This window comes from Pedobacter sp. WC2501 (assembly GCF_052682415.1).
Window position 1 is genome coordinate 2,952,633 of sequence record NZ_JBQZFI010000001.1, and the last position, 17,893, is coordinate 2,970,525.

The window sequence follows — 17,893 nt, forward strand, 5'->3', positions numbered from 1 at the left end:
TACCGCTAACCGCCAAACGCTTTATGCTAAACCTCAATAATATGTTTAGACTTAACTTAAAAATCGCGTTGCGGAACCTGTGGAAAAATAGGGGCATCACATCAATTAACGTTGGTGGCTTAGCTATAGCTTTGGCTGCATTTATTTTAGTTATACTTTATTTTACCTATGAAACCAGTTTTGATAAAACCAATCCGAACTACCATAACATTTATGTAGTTGGACGGATTGAGCCTGATTTTAAAACGAACTACACTTCCCCGCCATTAGCCAAAGCCATTAAACAGAACTTCCCTGAAGTAGAAAATGCGGGAATTACAAAACGCGGCTTTTTTGAATTTACCATGAAGAATGGCAAGAACACGTTATTTGCCAAAAACTTTATGCAGGCTGATTACAATGCAGCTAAAATTCTCGATTTGAAACCTACAGGTGGTTTAGAAAAACCTGCAGGAGAGGTTGACAGACTTTCTTACCTGAGTAAGGAAAATATGAAAGTACTGTTTCCTGACAAAACGGATAACAAACCGGAAATGGTAGGAATGGGACCGAGCAATTCTGGCATTACCAGCAAAATCAATGGTTCAATCGCTAACAATTTGCATTCAAATGTTACTTTCGACGGCATTTCAATCGGTAATGAAATAGGACAAGGAGAGAATTATGGATATAACAATTACACGACCTATATTCAGGTAAAACCCGGAACGGATGTTGCGAACCTGGAACAAAAAATTACAGACTTATACCGAAAAGAATTATTAAAAGGCGAAACTGACCAAAAAACAATAGAAGAAATAAAGGGTGTTTCAACATTTTTAGACCCGCTTGCAAATTTGCACCTCAGGCCAAAGGCCGGTAATGATGCGCCTTATAAAATACTAATCGCCCTTTCTGTACTTGGAATTCTGATTCTGGTTATTGCCTGTATCAATTTCACTAATTTAAGCATTGCTCAGGCTACAAAAAGGGCTAAAGAAGTCGGCATAAAAAAAGTAATGGGTGCTTATCGTTTCCAGCTTACCACACAATTTCTTGCCGAAATATTTATTCAATGTTTTGTCGCTACAATTCTTGGGTTAATTTTAGCTGAATTGGCATTGCCATATTTCAATAACCTTTTTCAGGTTAGTTTATCCATCTGGAATATTGAAAATAACTTATTCTGGCAATTGCCTTCAATTTTATGTCTGATTACCTTAATTGCGGGCACGTATCCAGCTTTAGTTTTATCCGGTTTTAAACCGGCATTGGTATTAAAGGGTAATTTTTCTACAAGTAAACAAAGCTCCTGGCTGCGAAATGGATTATTGGTTTTTCAATTCAGTATAGCAGTGATTTTTATTATTGGGTTGTTTATTATCAACTCGCAACTCAAATACATGCGAAGTGAGGATTTGGGTTTTACGGCAAATCAGGTCGTGTACATTAAGAACATCAGTATGTTTAATAAGCCTGAAAAATTCGCTCCCGTTAGAGATAAAATTTTAAAAATTCCTGGGATAAAATCGGCAACTGTAGCTACAGGTGTTCCTGATGGCAGCGAAAATGGAGGTAATGGTTATACGGTGAATGGTGTCCAGAAAAGCATTGATTTTGTCGATGTGGATTTTGATTACTTTGAAACACTTGATGTTAAATTAAAAGAGGGACGGTTTTTCTCAAAGTCTTTCAGTACCGATACTACGAATTCTGTTGTGATAAATGAAAGTGCTGTTGCGAAATATGGAATTAAAAATCCAGTCGGACAAACAATAAGAGGCTGTAATATAGATTATAAGATTGTAGGGATAGCAAAAGATTTTAAAGCACAAGGATTTGAAAGTGCCGTTCAGCCTACTATTTATGCAATTAAAAATCCTTGCGGAAATTCAAAAACGCAAATTATGGTTAAAATTGAGGAAAATAAAATGGCTGATGCTTTAGCTGCTTTGAAAGCACAATGGCCACAAATAAATCCTCAGGACGGCGAAGACTTTCGATATGAATTTTTAGATGAACTTTACGGCAAACTTTTCAAAAAACAGGAGCAGTTACAATCCGTATTTTTCGCAGCGGCATTGCTCACTATCTTCATTGCTATTTTAGGTTTGTTTGCCTTTGCAAAATACATCACCAACGGACGTATCAAAGAAATCGCAGTACGCAAAATTTTAGGCGCAAGTGATCTTCAAATCTTCAAATTAATTAACAGTTCATTTTTTATCATGGTGCTTGCGGCTAACGTAATTTCCTGGCCGGTAGCTTACATCCTTACTAAGAAATGGCTCGAAACTTTTGCCTACCGGATTGATTTACCTGTGTTGCCCTTTGTTAGTAGCGCAACAATTACCATTTTATTAGCTGTGATAACGGTAAGCATCCAGGCAAATAAAGCGGTTAAAGCAAACCCTGTTGATGCGTTGAAATATGAATAATGGTGTAAGCTTTAAGGGAAAAAGGCGTAAGGTTAATACGCCCAAACCCTAAATCTTATGCCCTAAACCTTATACCTCATGTTTAGATTAAACTTAAAAATCGCTTTGCGAAACCTATGGAAAAATAGAGGATATGCTTTTGTCAGTATTGCTGGATTGGCTGTAGCGTTAACTATTTTTATTTTAACCATGCTTTATTCCAATTACGAAAAAGGATATGATTCTTGGAATATAGGATATGAGCAGATTTACAGGGTAAACTACAAATCTTCAACAGAAGATGTAGCATTGAGTCCTGGAAATATGGCTACTATTAGCAAGGAAAGAATTCCTGCGGTTGAGGCTTCCACAAGGATACAGGATTATTGGTTTGGAGATATGCTGATTAAAACGAAAGTAAAAAGTTTATACGTTAATGACGTAGTTCTGGCCGACAGTAATTTTTTAAAGGTTTTTAGCTATCCTTTAGTTTATGGCGATGCAAAAACTGCCTTGAGTAAGCCTCAAACTATCATTCTTACTAAAGCTATGAGTGAACGTATTTTCGGTAAAGGGGTTAATCCAGTGGGTGAAACCATTTTGGTTGATAATATTTTACCCAATGTTGTTACCGCCGTAATTGATGAAGGCAGATTTCCCTCTCATTTTCATTTTAATATGATTCGTAGATTTAGAAAAAGTGTTAACGATGAGTTTTACAGTAATAATTACTATACCTATGTTAAGTTAAATCCACAAAGTAATATTGCTCAGGTAGAAATTTTATTTAATAAAAACCGTACAGAGGTTTTAAATGCAGAACTTGCTAAAGTTCCAAATGATGAGAAACAGAATTTCACCGATTTTATAAACCAAAATAAGCTTTACCTCCAGCCAGTTAAAGATATTCACTTAACTAAAGCCAATGTAGAATACGAATTTCAAAATAATGGAATTGGTAAATACCTGTATTTGATGTTGGTTATTGCCAGCTTGGTTTTAATAATTGCTGCGGTTAATTTCACCAACTTATCGATAACAATTGCCACCAGAAGAGCAAAAGAAACAGGCGTTAGAAAGGTTTTAGGCGCACACAGAATGCATATTGGGCTACAGTTTATTTTGGAAACCGCAATGCAGTGTCTGTTGAGTTTGGGAGTGGCAATAATAATGGTGGAACTTTTTTTGCCAACTTTTAATGCTATGATTGGTTCTGCAATTCAGCTCGAAAATATTGCTGATTACAAAGAAATATCAGGTCAGATTTTAATTTTACTATTAACCATAACCTTAATTGCTGGCCTTTATCCAGCTTTGTTGATAAGCAATGTAATCCCTGCTAAAGTTTTAAAAGGAAATTTTTCCAACAGCAACAATGGTTATTGGATAAGAAATGGATTAATCGTTCTTCAGTTTTCCATTGCAGTACTATTTATTTCCGGAATTTGGGTAATTAATAATCAGCTCACTTATATGCAGCGGAAAGATTTGGGTTACAAGCCGAAGCAAGTTTTAGCCGTAACCATGCAAGATAAAAGTGAAGAGCATTTCAGAGCAGTAAAAAACATACTTAAAAATATTTCAGGTGTAAATAGTGTTTCCAGAGCAGATCACATTCCAGGTGAGGATATGGGCGGAAATACCTATTCCCATGCTGGCAAATCATATGATGCGAGTTTCATTTCGATAGATGTTGATTATTTTAAAACAATGGGGATGAAGTTATTAGAGGGAAGAGCATATAGCCAAACTAATCCTAGCGACACGTTAAATTCTTTGATTTTAACTGAAACTGCCGCTAAAAATTTTAACTTAATTAATCCTGTTGGCAAAAAAATGAAATTTCGAGGCAGGGATGTAAAAATAATCGGATTGGTTAAGGATTTTAATCATTACAGTCCAGAGAAAGAATTTCAACCAATTGTTTTTCAGTATATTAAAGGTAATCCATTGCGCTATGTTCTATTGGATATTTCAGCTCAGCAAAGTGCTCAAACTATAGCACAAATAGAAAGTGCCTGGACAAAGCTTGAACCGAATTTTCCAATAAAATATTCATTATTAGACAGATCTTTCGAGAAATTACTGCAAAAACAATCGCAGTTAAGATCAATAATTGGGCTGCTTTCTTTCATTACAATTACACTGGCTCTAATGGGGATTTTTGCCATCGCTGCATTTACTACACAAAGGCGAAGTAAGGAAATAAACATTAGAAAAGTTCTCGGCGCTTCAATATTTGACATTCTAAGCTTGCTAAATAAAGGATTTGCGAAATTGGTAATCCTGGCAAACGTAATTGCCTGGCCTTTTGCTTATTTCATTTTAAAAAAATGGCTTAACGGATTTGCATTTAGAATAGATATGCCGCTTTTGCCCTTTATTTTATCAGGAGTAATTACGCTGTTTCTCACCATTATAATTGTGAGTTTACAATCGTACAAAGCCGCTAACGCTAACCCTGTTGATGCGTTGAAATATGAATAAAGGCTGAAAGCTTAAAGACCAAAGGCTAAAGCGAATTGGTCTTGATACCTGATACTAAATACTTGATAATAAAATATGTTCAAATTAAACTTAAAAATCGCTTTGCGAAACCTATGGAAGAACAAAACGTCTTCTTTCATTAATGTAATCGGTTTGGCTATCGGCCTTGCAGCCTGTTTAATGTTGCTGTTATATGTTTCGTACGAATGGAATTTTGATAAGCAGGCGAAAAACTGGCGCAATGTTTATGTCGCCATGACGAATGTTCCTGGCGAAGGAAACAAAATTGCTGGTACTTTCAATGGTTCTACAACGGCTTTAGGTCCGCTCTTGAAAGAAAAATTGCCGGAAGTGAAATATGTTGTCCGAATGGATTACGGCAAAAAAAGCTTAATAGCAAACGGACAAAATAGTTATAAGAAAAATTCGAAGTTTGCCGAACCTGATATCCTTAAACTGTACGATTATGAGTTTATTGCGGGCGACCCGAAAACAGCATTAAACAATCCACTTTCGGTTATTTTAACCGAAAGTACAGCCAAAACCTTGTTCGGAACTGCTGATGTACTGAATAAATCCGTTCGTTATCAGGATATAGAAAACCTAACCATTACCGGTGTAATTAAAGATTTACCCGAAAATAGTTCTAATCGTTTCGAGTTTTTAATGCCGTGGTCATTTTACGAGATTATTGATGCCAGTGCAAAAGATTTAAACTGGACGAATTATAGTTTTGTAACCATGGTTTCGCTTAATCCTGATGCCAATATCGAGTTGGTAAACCGAAAAGTTGAGGATTTGGTAAAGGCCGCTACACCTCAAACCCCGCAATCGCAACCACATTTTTTATACCAGGCTAGCAGGCTACATTTATTTGGCAAGTTTGAAAATGGTAAAAGTGTAGGCGGCGATATTGAACAGATTTGGCTTTTTATGGGTTTGGCTTTTGGGATATTGCTGATCGCCTGCATCAATTTTATGAACATGGCTACGGCCAAATCAGAAAAACGGGCAAAAGAGGTGGGCATTAAGAAAACCATTGGTGCCAATCGCAGTTCATTAATTTTTCAGTTTCTAACCGAATCAATGGTGTTAACTCTGGTTGCCGTTGTCGTAGCAATAGCATTGATAGAACTTTGTCTGCCCGCGTTTAATCAGCTCCTGAATATAAATCTAGGGATTTCATACTTTAATACAGCAAGCTGGGTTGGTATCCTGGGAATCGTAATTGCCACCGGCTTAATTGCCGGCAGTTACCCGGCATTTTACTTGTCGGCTTTTAACCCAATTCAAACGCTAAAAAGAAAAATTTCGGCTAAAGGATTTTTAAGCATCAGCTTAAGGCAAGTGCTTGTTGTTGGTCAGTTTTGTTTTGCAATCATTCTGATCATCTCCACTTTGGTGATCTACCGCCAAATTCAATACATTAAAAATAAACCAGTAGGTTTTGACGTAAATGCTTTGGTGGAGATTCCTCAGGATGGAGAATTGAAAACCAAATTCGAAACGTTTAAATCAGAACTACTTAAATCCGGAGCGATAAAGTCGATGTATCAATCGTCAGTTAGTCTTTCTCATCATGGCCGCAACTTTATGGATATTACATGGGATGGCATGACGAAGCCCGAAAATACAGTGATGTTTAATCAGGTGGCTACCTCGTATGATTTTATCAAAACCAATGGTATTAAATTACTTGAGGGACGGGATTTCTCGAAAAACTTCGCATCAGATACCAGTGCCTTGCTGGTGAGTGCCTCGGCTGTGAAAGTATTTGGCTATAAAAACCCCATCGGTAAAAGGGTAAATCTGTATGGTACAAATGCTTATATTATTGGTGTTTTTGATGATTATGTTTGGGATTCGCCCTACAAATCTAACAACCCCCAGGTTGTATTTTTAAATCCAAAACAAACTGGCACCATTACGATGCGCCTGAATAACGAAAACAGTTTGCAAAGCAATATTGAAACCATTAGCAGAATCACAAAGGCTTTTAACCCAGCATATCCAACGGAAATTACATTTGTAAATTCATTATATCAAGAGAAATATAAATCTGAAAAAACCTTAGGCATTCTTTCCAATCTATTCGGTGGACTGGCCATTTTTGTGTCGTGCCTGGGTTTGTTCGGTTTGGTTGCATACAGCGCAGAGCAAAGAACCAAAGAATTTGGTGTGCGAAAAGTGCTCGGTGCATCTGTGGCCAATTTAATGCAACTGCTGTCATTTTCTTTCATCAAAATGATTATTGCTGCCATCATTATCGCTGTGCCGGTAAGTTATTTTGCAATGAATAAATGGCTGGGCAGCTTTGAGTTTCGTACTGAAATAAGCTGGTGGATAATTCCTGTTGCAGCAATAGGCACTTTAACGATGGCGATAATTACCGTAAGTTTTCAGGCGTATAAAACCGCAAAATCGAACCCGGTTGATGCATTGAAATATGAATAAAAGCTGAAAGCTTAAAGACAAAAGACTAAAGCGAACTGCTTGAGTCTTGATACCCGATACTCACTACCTGATACTAAAATATGTTCAAATTAAACTTTAAAATCGCACTTCGAAATCTTTGGAAAAACAAAGGTTTTACATTGATCAATGTAGGTGGCTTAGCTATCGGCATGGCCTGTTGTTTAATGTTACTTTTGTATGTATACTACGAATGGAGCTTCGATAAACAATATAAAAATGTCGATAGGGTATATTTTGCCGCATTAAATTTAAAATTTAACGGCAAGCTGGCTACTACCATGGCGGTTCCGAATAAACTAGCCAAAGCCGGCGCTTCAGAACTGCCTGGCATTAAAAGTGCAGCCCGCATGTCGATGAATAACGGAGAGAAGTTGTTCAGCCGTAATCAACATAATTTTAAACTTTCGGGGATGAATGTTGATCCCGATTTTTTAAAGATCCTCGATCACAAATTCATCTATGGAGATCCAAATACGGCTTTAAACGAACCGAATAACGTATTGATCAGCCAATCTACTGCTAAAAAACTATTTGGCGGGGAGAACCCGATCGGACAAAGTATCAAATATGATAACAGGATCAGTTTAAAAGTGACAGCCGTTATAGAAGACCTTCCCAAAAACCAGAGTATGCAATACGATGTGTTGCAGCCATGGGCTTTTTTTGAACAAGAAAATCCTTCGCAAAAAGAAAATGCATGGGGTGCCATTACCTGTTTAACCTTATTTCAGCTTAAAGATAACGCTTCTTTAGAAGCAACAAACGCAGCATTAAAACACTTCATCGTAAACAAAGAACCCGATTTAAAAGAAATGACATACGAACCTTTTCTTTTTCCTTTAAGCAAATTTCATTTATACGATGATTTTGATAATGGGAAATCGGTGGGAGGTAAAATTGACCAGTTGCGATTATTTACTTTTCTGGCCATTTGTGTATTATTTATCGCTTGCATCAATTACATGAACCTTTCTACCGCCAAATCTGAAAAACGGGCGAGAGAAGTAGGGGTGCGAAAAGCTTTAGGATCTACCCGCAACACCATCATGGGGCAGTTTATGGTAGAATCATTCCTGCTGTCGTTTTTAGCCATGTTGATCGCGTTCACGCTACTCGAGGTTTCATTACCTTATTTTAACAACCTGCTCGATATTTCAATCAAAATTAATTATGGCGCAACCGGCTTTTGGGCAGTATTGCTTGCTATGATTTTGATTACCGGTCTGCTTGCCGGCAGTTATCCCGCATTTTACCTCTCCTCTTTTATCCCTGTAAAAGTACTTAAGGGATTTAAAGGCTCAACAGGTTCATTATCCATCCGTAAAATCTTGGTCGTGGTACAGTTTAGTCTTTCCATCTGCATGATTATTTCGGCTATTGTAATTTACAGCCAGATCCAGCACCTTAAAAATAAGCCTTTAGGTTTTGATGAAACGGCATTGGCACAGATCGACCTGGAAGGAGAATGGACAGAACCCGAAAAACTCAAAACCTTTAAAAACGAACTGGAAAGGGAAGGCGCCATTGTTGCTGCAACCGAATATGCCAACTCTTTTACCAGTGGCGGTTCAATTACGGGCAATATTCAATGGCCAGGCAAACCCAAAAATGATGTCTCGATTATTAATTATAGAAGTACAGGTTTCGATTTTGCCAAAACAACTGGTGTAAAGATTCTTGCAGGTAGAGATTTTGATCCTAAATTTTCAGCTGATACCTCTACATCACTACTCCTCAATCAAAGTGCTGTTAAAATAATGGGGTTAAAAAATCCTGTCGGCACCGTTATCCATTGGGGCGATAACCCACCGCTTAAAGTGGTAGGAGTGGTGCAAGATTATTCTAACGAATCGCTTGCTTCTAAAATACAGCCAACAGTTTATTATTACAATATTAAAACGAGTCGGGTTTTGCTGCTTAAGCTCAATCCTAAGCAGTCGCTTTCAACTTCTATCGGAAAAATTAAATCGATAAGTCAGAATTTAAACCCAGCTTACCCTATAGAGGTGAAAATGGTTAGCCAGGGCATGGCCGAAAAACTCCGGAGTGAAAGGTTACTTAGCGTACTTTCGAACATTTTTGGAGGATTTGCCATTTTTATCTCCTGCTTAGGTTTATTGGGTTTAGCACTTTACACCGCTGAACAGCGCAGCAAGGAAATCAGTATCCGTAAAGTATTGGGCGCTAATCTTTCTGATATCCTTGTCCTTTTGAACAAAGATTTTATGAAACTGGTAATCATTTCCAATGTGATCGCTATCCCCGTTTCCTATATTCTTGTTGCCAAATGGCTGGAAAAATATGATTATAAAACAGCAATAACACTTTGGCCATTTATACTCGCTGTTTTAGCTTCTGTTTTTATAGCTGTTTTAACCGTGAGTCTGCAAACGTTCAAAGTAGCAAAAGCAAACGCAGTAGATGCACTGAAATATGAATGAAAGCTTAAAGACAAAAGACTAAAGCAAGCTGTTTGAGTCTTGATACCCGATACTCACTACTTGATACTAACACTACGAAAATGTTCAAACTTAACCTCAAAATCGCCTGGCGAAACCTCTGGAAAAACAAAGGTTATACGTTTATTAATGTTATAGGCTTATCAATCGGGATGGCCAGTTGTATTTTGATCTTTATTTTTATCCGTTATCAAATGAGTTTTGATGAAGGATTTAAAAATGAGAACAGGATCTTCAGAGTTGTTACCAACTGGAAATACAATTCATATGATGACTTTTCCGCAGGTGTTCCAATACCTTTTTCTGCCGCCGCCAGAAATGAGATCGCAGGATTTGAAAAAGTTGGAACCATTTTAAAAAGGGGTAGTGTTATCAGCGTAAAAGATGCAGCTGGTAAAGAGAAACTTAAGTCACGCGAAGCTGTTTATTATACCCAGTCTGATTTTTTTGATGTTTTTAGTGATATAAAATGGATTTATAGTGCTCCGGAATTGGCATTGTCAAAACCAAATTCAGCTGTTTTATCAGAAAAATACGCGATTAAATTTTTTGGCAGTGTAAAAAGTGCTATTGGGAAAACCATAACTATAGGAGATAAAACCAATTTACTGGTTGCCGGAATAATTGAAGACCTGCCACAAAACAGTAGTTTTCCACTTGGTGTTGTAATTAGCTATGAAACCTATGCCGGGAGATTTAACGAGAACTGGGACTCTGTAAATTCAAGTACTTCAAGTTATGTGTTATTAAAAGATGGACTAACAGCCAAAGATGTTCAGGCATCGTTAAGCAGGTTTAATCAAAAATATTATCCGATTCAGAAAATAACGGGCAATCAAACAAATAAGCTTCAGCCGTTAAGAGACATACATTTTAGTGAGAAGTACGACAACTTCGCCGATTCATCAATTAATAAAAGTGAACTCTATGGACTTGCTGTAATTGGCTTATTTCTCATCATCACAGCCTGTATAAATTTCATTAATTTAACCACGGCACAATCAGTTAACCGCTCAAAAGAAGTTGGCGTTCGCAAGGTGATGGGCAGTAAAAGAAAACAACTTGTAAGCCAGTTCCTGACAGAAACTTTCGCCGTGAGTCTGGTTGCCTTGCTCATCGCCTGTGTTATCACTGAACTGGCTATTCCGCCGATGCAGAATTTGTTTAAAGGCAGGATCGAATTCAGCCTGTTCGCTCATCCGGTAATATTCATTTTTATGGCTATTCTTGTTGCGTTTGTGAGTTTTCTGGCAGGTTTTTATCCGGCAATAATTATTTCGAAGTTTAATCCTGCGCTTGCCATCAAAAACAAAATTTCGCTCAATAACGGAGGTTTAAGTCTCCGGAAAATTCTGGTTGTGGTTCAGTTTTCAATAACCGTTATATTGATTATCGGAACTTTAGTAATCATTAGGCAAATGCAATATGTTCAGGAAAAATCCTTAGGATTTAATCCGAACGCTGTAGCGATGGTTGGCATACCGACTGATAGTTTAAGCAAAATCAAATACAACACTTTTAAGGAGAGAATACTTAGAATTCCGGGGGTAAAAGAAATGAGTTTTTGCCAGTCGGCCCCATTATCAAGCAATATTAATTCCAGTGATTTTACTTACAACGGTATTAAAAATGGGGATTTCGAATTGAGGAATATGCGTGCCGATGAAAATTTCTTCAAAGTTTTTGATTTGAAATTGATAGCTGGAAAAATCTTTCGTAAGAGTGATACGGCGAATGCTTGTGTAGTAAACGAAACTTTTTTGAAGAAGATGCACATCCTTAATCCGCAGGATGCGATTGGAAAGGTGATTCTTGCGAGTGGAAACACCGTTCCGATATCTGGTGTGGTGAAAGATTTTAACGACCAGTCTTTAAAAGAACGTATTTCCGGATTAGCAATTTTTCCTGGTAATGATCAATATTGGAATGTTGCGATAAAAATGGATGCTGAAAAATTGGTTTCTTCAATGAAAGAAATTGAAGCAGTTTGGAAAGAAAGTTTTCCCAATGGGATTTTCGATTCGGGTTTTGTAAATGAAAGTATAAATAGCTATTATGAAAGTGAGCAAATCATGGGAACATTATTTAAGGTTTTCGCAGGCGTGATCATCTTCATTTCCTTCATTGGTTTATTTGGATTAATTTCTTTTGTCGCTACACAACGAACCAAAGAAGTTGCCATTAGAAAAGTATTAGGCGCTTCAACCATCGAATTGGTCAAAATGCTGAACGGTTCATTCCTGATTATGGTTTTTATCGCAAATCTGGTGGCCTGGCCGCTTGCATATTTATTTGTTTCAAAATGGCTTTCGGGCTTTGTCTATCGTGTTGATATCAGTGTCTGGCCATTTGCATTGGCAATGGCAATATCAATGGCAATAACACTAATAACAGTAAGCATCCGATCTTATAAGGCAGCTGTCGCCAATACAATTGATGCCCTTAAGTACGAATAGTGATTTGCGGATAGCGCCTGGCGTTATGCGATAAGTCTTCGCTAACCGCCATACGCTCTACGCCCAAACCCTTTACCTTATGTTCAGACTCAACTTAAAAATCGCACTGCGTAGTCTATTTAGAAACAAAGTTTATGCAGCCATAAACATTGGTGGTTTGGCTATTGGTTTAACCTCTTGCTTACTACTGTTATTATATGCCGGTTATGAGTGGGGTTATGACCGACAATTTAAAAACTCACCGCATATTTATCAGGCGATGATTAATTTAAATGACCAGAAAGGAGAGGTGATCAGAACAATAAACCAATCGCAGAATGTGATGTTGGCTGCACTTAAAGAAGAATTTCCTGAGGTATTATACGGTACCAGAATTACCGATGTTTATAAAAGATTGGTGGCCAATGGACAAGAAAGTTTAAAATTAGATAGCAGGTACGTCGACCCCGATTTTTTAAAATTATTTGATTATCATTTTATCAGTGGAAATCCTACAAAGGCATTAAATGATCCCAATTCCATTGTTTTAACTGAAACAGCAGCAAAACGGATATTCGGTACAACAGATGTGCTTAATCAAAAAGTAAGATTTGAAAATCAGGTTGACTTAAAAGTTACAGGTGTAATAAAAGACCTTCCTACCAATATTACCTATGGTTTCGAATCGTTAACCACATTTACTTTATATGAAAATTTAAACCAGTGGCCAAAAAAACCAAATTGGGGTAGTCATGATTACTACACTTTAATAAAAGTAAATGAAAATACAGATATAGAAGCCTTTAATTTAAAGTTAAAGGGCTTTGTAGGCAAACACTTTGCTGCAGCCAAAGAGGATGTATTTATTTATCCTTTAACAAAATTACACCTATATGGAACATTTTTAAATGGTAAAAGCATTGGGGGCAATATTAAGCAGTTGCAACTGTTTGTTGGTTTATCGATAGGTATCCTACTTATTGCCTGTATTAATTTTATGAATTTGGCAACTGCCAGCACACAAGGCAGGGCAAAAGAAATTGGCGTCAAAAAAACTATGGGTGCATCCAGATCAAATCTGGTTTTTCAGTTTATGTTGGAATCATTCATTTTAACCTTAATAGGCATTCTGTTAAGCATTATTCTACTCGAATTCAGTTTGCCAATGTTTAACCGGTTATTAGGGATTGAAATTGTGTTTGATTACCTCAATCCAATCAATTGGATATTGATTTTTAGTGTTTTGGTTATAACCGGCTTCATATCAGGAAGCTATCCTTCATTTTACCTTTCTGGTTTTAACGTGATACAATCACTCAAAAAATCCTTAAATTTTAAAAAAGGATATGCCTTAACTTTCAGGCAGGTTTTGGTTGTCATACAATTTGGCTTTTCGGTGGTATTAATTATGGCAACCATAACCATTTATAAACAAATCCAGTTTATTAAAAACATGCCTTTAGGTTACAGATCAAATGGACTGCTGGAAGTAGCTCACGAAGGATTGTTGTATGAAAAATTCAACCTGTTAAAAACAAGATTACTTTCTAGTGGCGCTGTTGTAGGTGTAACACAATCATCTGGCAGTATTTCTAACAAAAACAGCAGTGTAAGAGGTCTGGGTTGGGTTGGGATGAGCGAAAGTGATAAAATGATCGATTTTGACCAGATCTACACCACTTATGATTTTACTAAAACGGTAAACATCAGGTTGTTGGCAGGAAGGGATTTTGATCGGAAATTTGCTTCAGATACAGCGGCAATACTTTTGAGCAAAAAAGCGGTTGAAGTAATGCACCTGAAACGTCCGGTTGGTACCAGCATTGTATACCAGGGAACAAAAAGAAATGTGGTAGGGGTTTTTGATGATATTGTTTGGGATAACCCAAGTAAAGTTGCCGCACCTATGGTTATTGCTTATGCAGATATCAGTGATGTAATTACCATGCGCCTAAATCCCGATAAAAGTTTAAGTGAAAGCACTAGCATTATTAATAAGCTGGTAAAAGAATTAAACCCAAATTTTCCTGTCGAAATTAAATTTATCGATGGTTTAAACGAAATTAAACTAAAAAATGAAAAGATTTTGGGCACTTTGGCAAATCTTTTTGGATGTTTGGCCATTTTCATATCTTGCTTAGGTTTATTCGGTCTTTCATCTTTTAGTACAGCGCAAAGAATAAAAGAAGTAAGTATCCGTAAAATCTTAGGCGCTTCCATTACAGAGTTGATGACTTTACTTTCTTTGAGTTTTTTAAAATTAATATTTATCGCAATCGTAATTGCAATTCCAGTTGCCTATTATATTATGAATAACTGGTTAATGCATTTCGAACTCAGAACAAGCTTAAATTTGTGGGTGTTTATAGCAACAGCAACACTTACACTGTTAATTTCAATTTTAACAATTACCTGGCAAACCTATCGCGCCGCAAAAACAAATGCAGTTGAGGCTTTAAAATACGAATAATACCTGCGGATAGCGTTTGGGGCTCAGCGTGGATTTCCCGCCAACCGCCAACCGCTTTGCGCTTAATCCTAAAAATATGATACAATTAACCAACATCGAAAAATACTACGCAAACAAAGGCGTTAAAAATTATGTACTCCGTTTGGTAACCACAACCATTAAACAGGGAGAATTTGTTTCCATTATGGGGCCATCAGGTGCCGGGAAATCGACCCTGCTCAACATCATTGGCATGCTCGAAGAACCGACCTACGGTACTTACGAATTTTTGGGAGAAGATGTAACTTCACTTAACGAACGTAAACGCATTGAACTTTACCGCAATCACATCGGTTTTGTATTTCAGGCTTACCATTTAATAGATGAGATGACAGTGTACGAAAACATTGAAGCCCCTTTATTGTACAAAAAAATTGGTAGTTCTGAACGCGCCAGCAGGATTGCAGATCTTTTAGACCGTTTTAATATCGTGGCCAAAAAGGATCTGTTTCCTAACCAGCTTTCTGGCGGACAACAGCAATTGGTTGGTATTGCAAGGGCACTAGCTGCTCAACCGTCAATTATTTTGGCAGATGAACCAACCGGCAACTTGCAATCTGCACAGGCAGAAGAAATTATGACGCTGTTTAAAAAGTTAAACCAGGAAGATGGGATTACCATTATCCAGGTAACGCATTCGGAGAAAAATGCACAATACGGAAACAGGATTTTGCACATTGCCGATGGTGTGGTGAAGGAAGACTTAGCCGTCTTAAGTTAGGTCAACATTAAAATATTAAGGGTAAATACAGCTTTTGAATGTAATAAATTCTATCTGTGTTTACCCTTTTTATCTGTGGTTAAATTAACTTTGCTTCATGCAAAAATCTTTTATCGATCAAATGGGCAGGGAAATTTCTATCAATTTCCCACCAAAACGGATTATCTCTGTGGTACCCTCACAAACAGAATTATTATTTGATTTAGGGTTAGACCAGGAAATTATCGGATTGACCAAGTTTTGTATCCATCCGATAGAAAAATTTGCAGAACGGACCAAGGTGGGCGGTACAAAAAAGCTGAATATCGATTTGATTAAAGATTTGCAGCCCGATCTCATTATCGGTAATAAGGAGGAAAATACGCAGAGCGATATTGAAGAATTAGCCGAATATTTTCCTATATGGATGAGTGATATCTTTACTTTGGATGATGCCATGAAAACCATTGCACAGATAGGGGAGCTCGTAGACCGGCAGCCGGAAGCGAGTTACCTCAATCATTTAATATCGGCAGGTTTTAACGATTTAAAAACACTTGCCCTCCAAAATCATATTGATAAAAAGGTAGCCTATCTCATCTGGCGTAAGCCGTATATGGCCGCAGGAAAAAATACATTTATTGATGATGTTCTGCTGATTAACGGTATGACGAATGTGATTACGGAAGAACGTTATCCATCGGTTATACTAGCAGAACTGAAAACTTTAAACTGCGAACTGATTCTACTCTCGTCAGAGCCTTATCCATTTGGAGAAAAACATATAGAAGAAATCAGGGAGGCAATTCCTAATGCCAAAATTTTATTGGTTGATGGTGAGATGTTCAGCTGGTATGGAAGCAGGTTGGTTAAAGCCGTACAGTATTTTTTCGAATTCCAAAAACAACTTTATTAATCATCCCGTTTTAATTTTTGTAAATTGTAGCATAAAATTAAATCAACCCGTTTAAACAATCATGAAAAGAATATTAGTATTATCCTTATTTATTGCTGCAATATCTGGCTGTAGTACTATGAAAGACGCACGCCATACCGGTTCTATTACTGAAAGCGGAACTATTGAAAAACTTGGAGTGAGCACCTTTCAATACGGTACACATTTATTAAAAGCCGACAATAAAACTTATGCTTTAAAAAGTGGTTCGATCAATCTTGATACTTATTTAGATAAAAAGGTTACGATTAAAGGAAAAAAGGTTGCTGGTTATCCTGTTGACGGTGGACCGGAACTGATCGATGTAACGCTGGTGAAATTTTAGGTAAGATGGAAATGCAAGAAGGATAGCGGGTTGAGTTTACTGCGTCTCACAGACCATCTATGATCAAATTTTTATAAGTCATAAAAATTTGATTTTTCAATTTAGTTTCTATCTTTGCAATCCTTAAAACATCCTAACTGCGGAAGTGGCGTAATTGGTAGCCGCACCAGACTTAGGATCTGGCGCTTCACGGCGTGGGGGTTCGAGTCCCTTCTTCCGCACAAAAGATAAACCGTTCCGATTAAAGATCAGAACGGTTTTTTTGTGGCATAGACTTTATTTCGTAATCAGTATTACCTTAGCTATTTTTAACCACAGATGCACACAGATAAACACAGATTTTATATCTGTGTGCATCCTTTTCATATTAGTCAGTGATGTTTACGCCTGCTTTTATATGCTGGAGGCTAAATTATGCTTCTTTTCAGTCCCAGAGGAGAATGTCATTATATTAAGGCTTTTAACCACAGATATATACAGATGGTATATTTTTTACCTGCCGTTAGTTATGTTTACGCCTGCCTTTTATGCTGGAGGCTAAATTATGTTTTATTCCCGTCCCAGAGGGACGTCTCATGGGTAGCCAATTGCAAATTGGCGTTTTCGTTCCGTAGGAACGTTTGGTGTTTAAACATCAATCTCTCTGCCGGCTCTGCCGTCTAAACCTGATCGAAGTGGTTCCGATTTTTCATCGGAAAGAACGGAGAGCAGGGCTGTATTACCCTAAACGCTATTGAATCTGCTTTCCAAAAAGAATAAAGGCTTAAATGAACCAATATTTTATTTCAGCAATAGGCCAGCTTTAATTTAAAAATCATTATGGTTTTTGCCTGCCTACATCATCACAAAAGCAACCAGCAAATCTTTTGAGTAATTTTTTCTCCTTAAAAATTAAAGAGTTAGCGGTTTTTGACCAAAATAATCAATAAAATATTGCAGATGCCTTTTGATTATTCAATCTTGTTTCTATCTTTGCAGTCCTTACAACATCCTAACTGCGGAAGTGGCGTAATTGGTAGCCGCACCAGACTTAGGATCTGGCGCTTCACGGCGTGGGGGTTCGAGTCCCTTCTTCCGCACAACAAGATAAAGGCCGTTCCGATTTAAACATCGGAACGGTTTTGTTTTTAAAAACATTGATTAATAAAAATT

9 protein-coding genes and 2 tRNA genes are annotated in these 17,893 nt (G+C 37.2%); all 11 read left to right on the plus strand.

Annotation, left to right across the window (positions count from 1 at the left end; translation table 11 throughout):
* Positions 1-41 precede the first annotated feature (41 nt).
* The 11 genes from ACUN24_RS12700 to ACUN24_RS12750 all read left to right on the plus strand — a co-directional run bounded on the left by ACUN24_RS12700 (position 42) and on the right by ACUN24_RS12750 (position 17,820).
* Positions 42-2,417 (plus strand): ABC transporter permease, encoded by a 2,376-nt coding sequence (locus tag ACUN24_RS12700; RefSeq protein WP_445562813.1) that lies wholly within the window; start codon positions 42-44, stop codon positions 2,415-2,417.
* Between the two features lie 78 nt (positions 2,418-2,495).
* Positions 2,496-4,883, plus strand: coding sequence for an ABC transporter permease (locus ACUN24_RS12705; protein WP_445562814.1), 2,388 nt, complete (start codon positions 2,496-2,498; stop codon positions 4,881-4,883).
* 75 nt (positions 4,884-4,958) lie between these two features.
* Positions 4,959-7,337, plus strand: a complete 2,379-nt coding sequence (locus tag ACUN24_RS12710; protein ID WP_445562815.1) for an ABC transporter permease — start codon at positions 4,959-4,961, stop codon at positions 7,335-7,337.
* A gap of 80 nt (positions 7,338-7,417) precedes the next feature.
* Positions 7,418-9,799 carry an ABC transporter permease gene (locus ACUN24_RS12715; RefSeq protein WP_445562816.1) on the plus strand — a complete coding sequence of 794 codons (2,382 nt, stop codon included), beginning with the start codon at positions 7,418-7,420 and terminating at the stop codon, positions 9,797-9,799.
* An 80-nt stretch (positions 9,800-9,879) separates the two neighbouring features.
* Entirely contained in the window at positions 9,880-12,273 is a 2,394-nt protein-coding gene (locus ACUN24_RS12720; protein ID WP_445562817.1) for an ABC transporter permease, read from the plus strand.
* 79 nt (positions 12,274-12,352) lie between these two features.
* A complete protein-coding gene (locus ACUN24_RS12725; protein ID WP_445562818.1) occupies positions 12,353-14,722 on the plus strand; it encodes an ABC transporter permease in 2,370 nt (789 codons plus the stop codon).
* A 76-nt stretch (positions 14,723-14,798) separates the two neighbouring features.
* A complete protein-coding gene (locus ACUN24_RS12730) occupies positions 14,799-15,482 on the plus strand; it encodes an ABC transporter ATP-binding protein (protein WP_121282754.1) in 684 nt (227 codons plus the stop codon).
* 97 nt (positions 15,483-15,579) lie between these two features.
* Complete coding sequence (locus ACUN24_RS12735) at positions 15,580-16,377, plus strand: helical backbone metal receptor (protein WP_445562819.1); 798 nt, start codon at positions 15,580-15,582, stop codon at positions 16,375-16,377.
* 61 nt (positions 16,378-16,438) lie between these two features.
* Positions 16,439-16,741, plus strand: a complete 303-nt coding sequence (locus ACUN24_RS12740; RefSeq protein ID WP_445562820.1) for a hypothetical protein — start codon at positions 16,439-16,441, stop codon at positions 16,739-16,741.
* Between the two features lie 139 nt (positions 16,742-16,880).
* Positions 16,881-16,962: transfer RNA gene (locus tag ACUN24_RS12745), tRNA-Leu, on the plus strand.
* Positions 16,963-17,738: 776 nt separating this feature from the next.
* Positions 17,739-17,820: transfer RNA gene (locus ACUN24_RS12750), tRNA-Leu, on the plus strand.
* Positions 17,821-17,893 lie beyond the last annotated feature (73 nt).

Bases quoted from the DNA above. Each gene is read 5' to 3' on its own strand.
- ACUN24_RS12740 (WP_445562820.1), top strand. From the start codon at position 16,439: ATGAAAAGAATATTAGTATTATCCTTATTTATTGCTGCAATATCTGGC.
- ACUN24_RS12730 (WP_121282754.1), top strand. From the start codon at position 14,799: ATGATACAATTAACCAACATCGAAAAATACTACGCAAACAAAGGCGTT.
- ACUN24_RS12710 (WP_445562815.1), top strand. From the start codon at position 4,959: ATGTTCAAATTAAACTTAAAAATCGCTTTGCGAAACCTATGGAAGAAC.
- ACUN24_RS12725 (WP_445562818.1), top strand. From the start codon at position 12,353: ATGTTCAGACTCAACTTAAAAATCGCACTGCGTAGTCTATTTAGAAAC.
- ACUN24_RS12700 (WP_445562813.1), top strand. From the start codon at position 42: ATGTTTAGACTTAACTTAAAAATCGCGTTGCGGAACCTGTGGAAAAAT.
- ACUN24_RS12735 (WP_445562819.1), top strand. From the start codon at position 15,580: ATGCAAAAATCTTTTATCGATCAAATGGGCAGGGAAATTTCTATCAAT.
- ACUN24_RS12720 (WP_445562817.1), top strand. From the start codon at position 9,880: ATGTTCAAACTTAACCTCAAAATCGCCTGGCGAAACCTCTGGAAAAAC.
- ACUN24_RS12715 (WP_445562816.1), top strand. From the start codon at position 7,418: ATGTTCAAATTAAACTTTAAAATCGCACTTCGAAATCTTTGGAAAAAC.
- ACUN24_RS12705 (WP_445562814.1), top strand. From the start codon at position 2,496: ATGTTTAGATTAAACTTAAAAATCGCTTTGCGAAACCTATGGAAAAAT.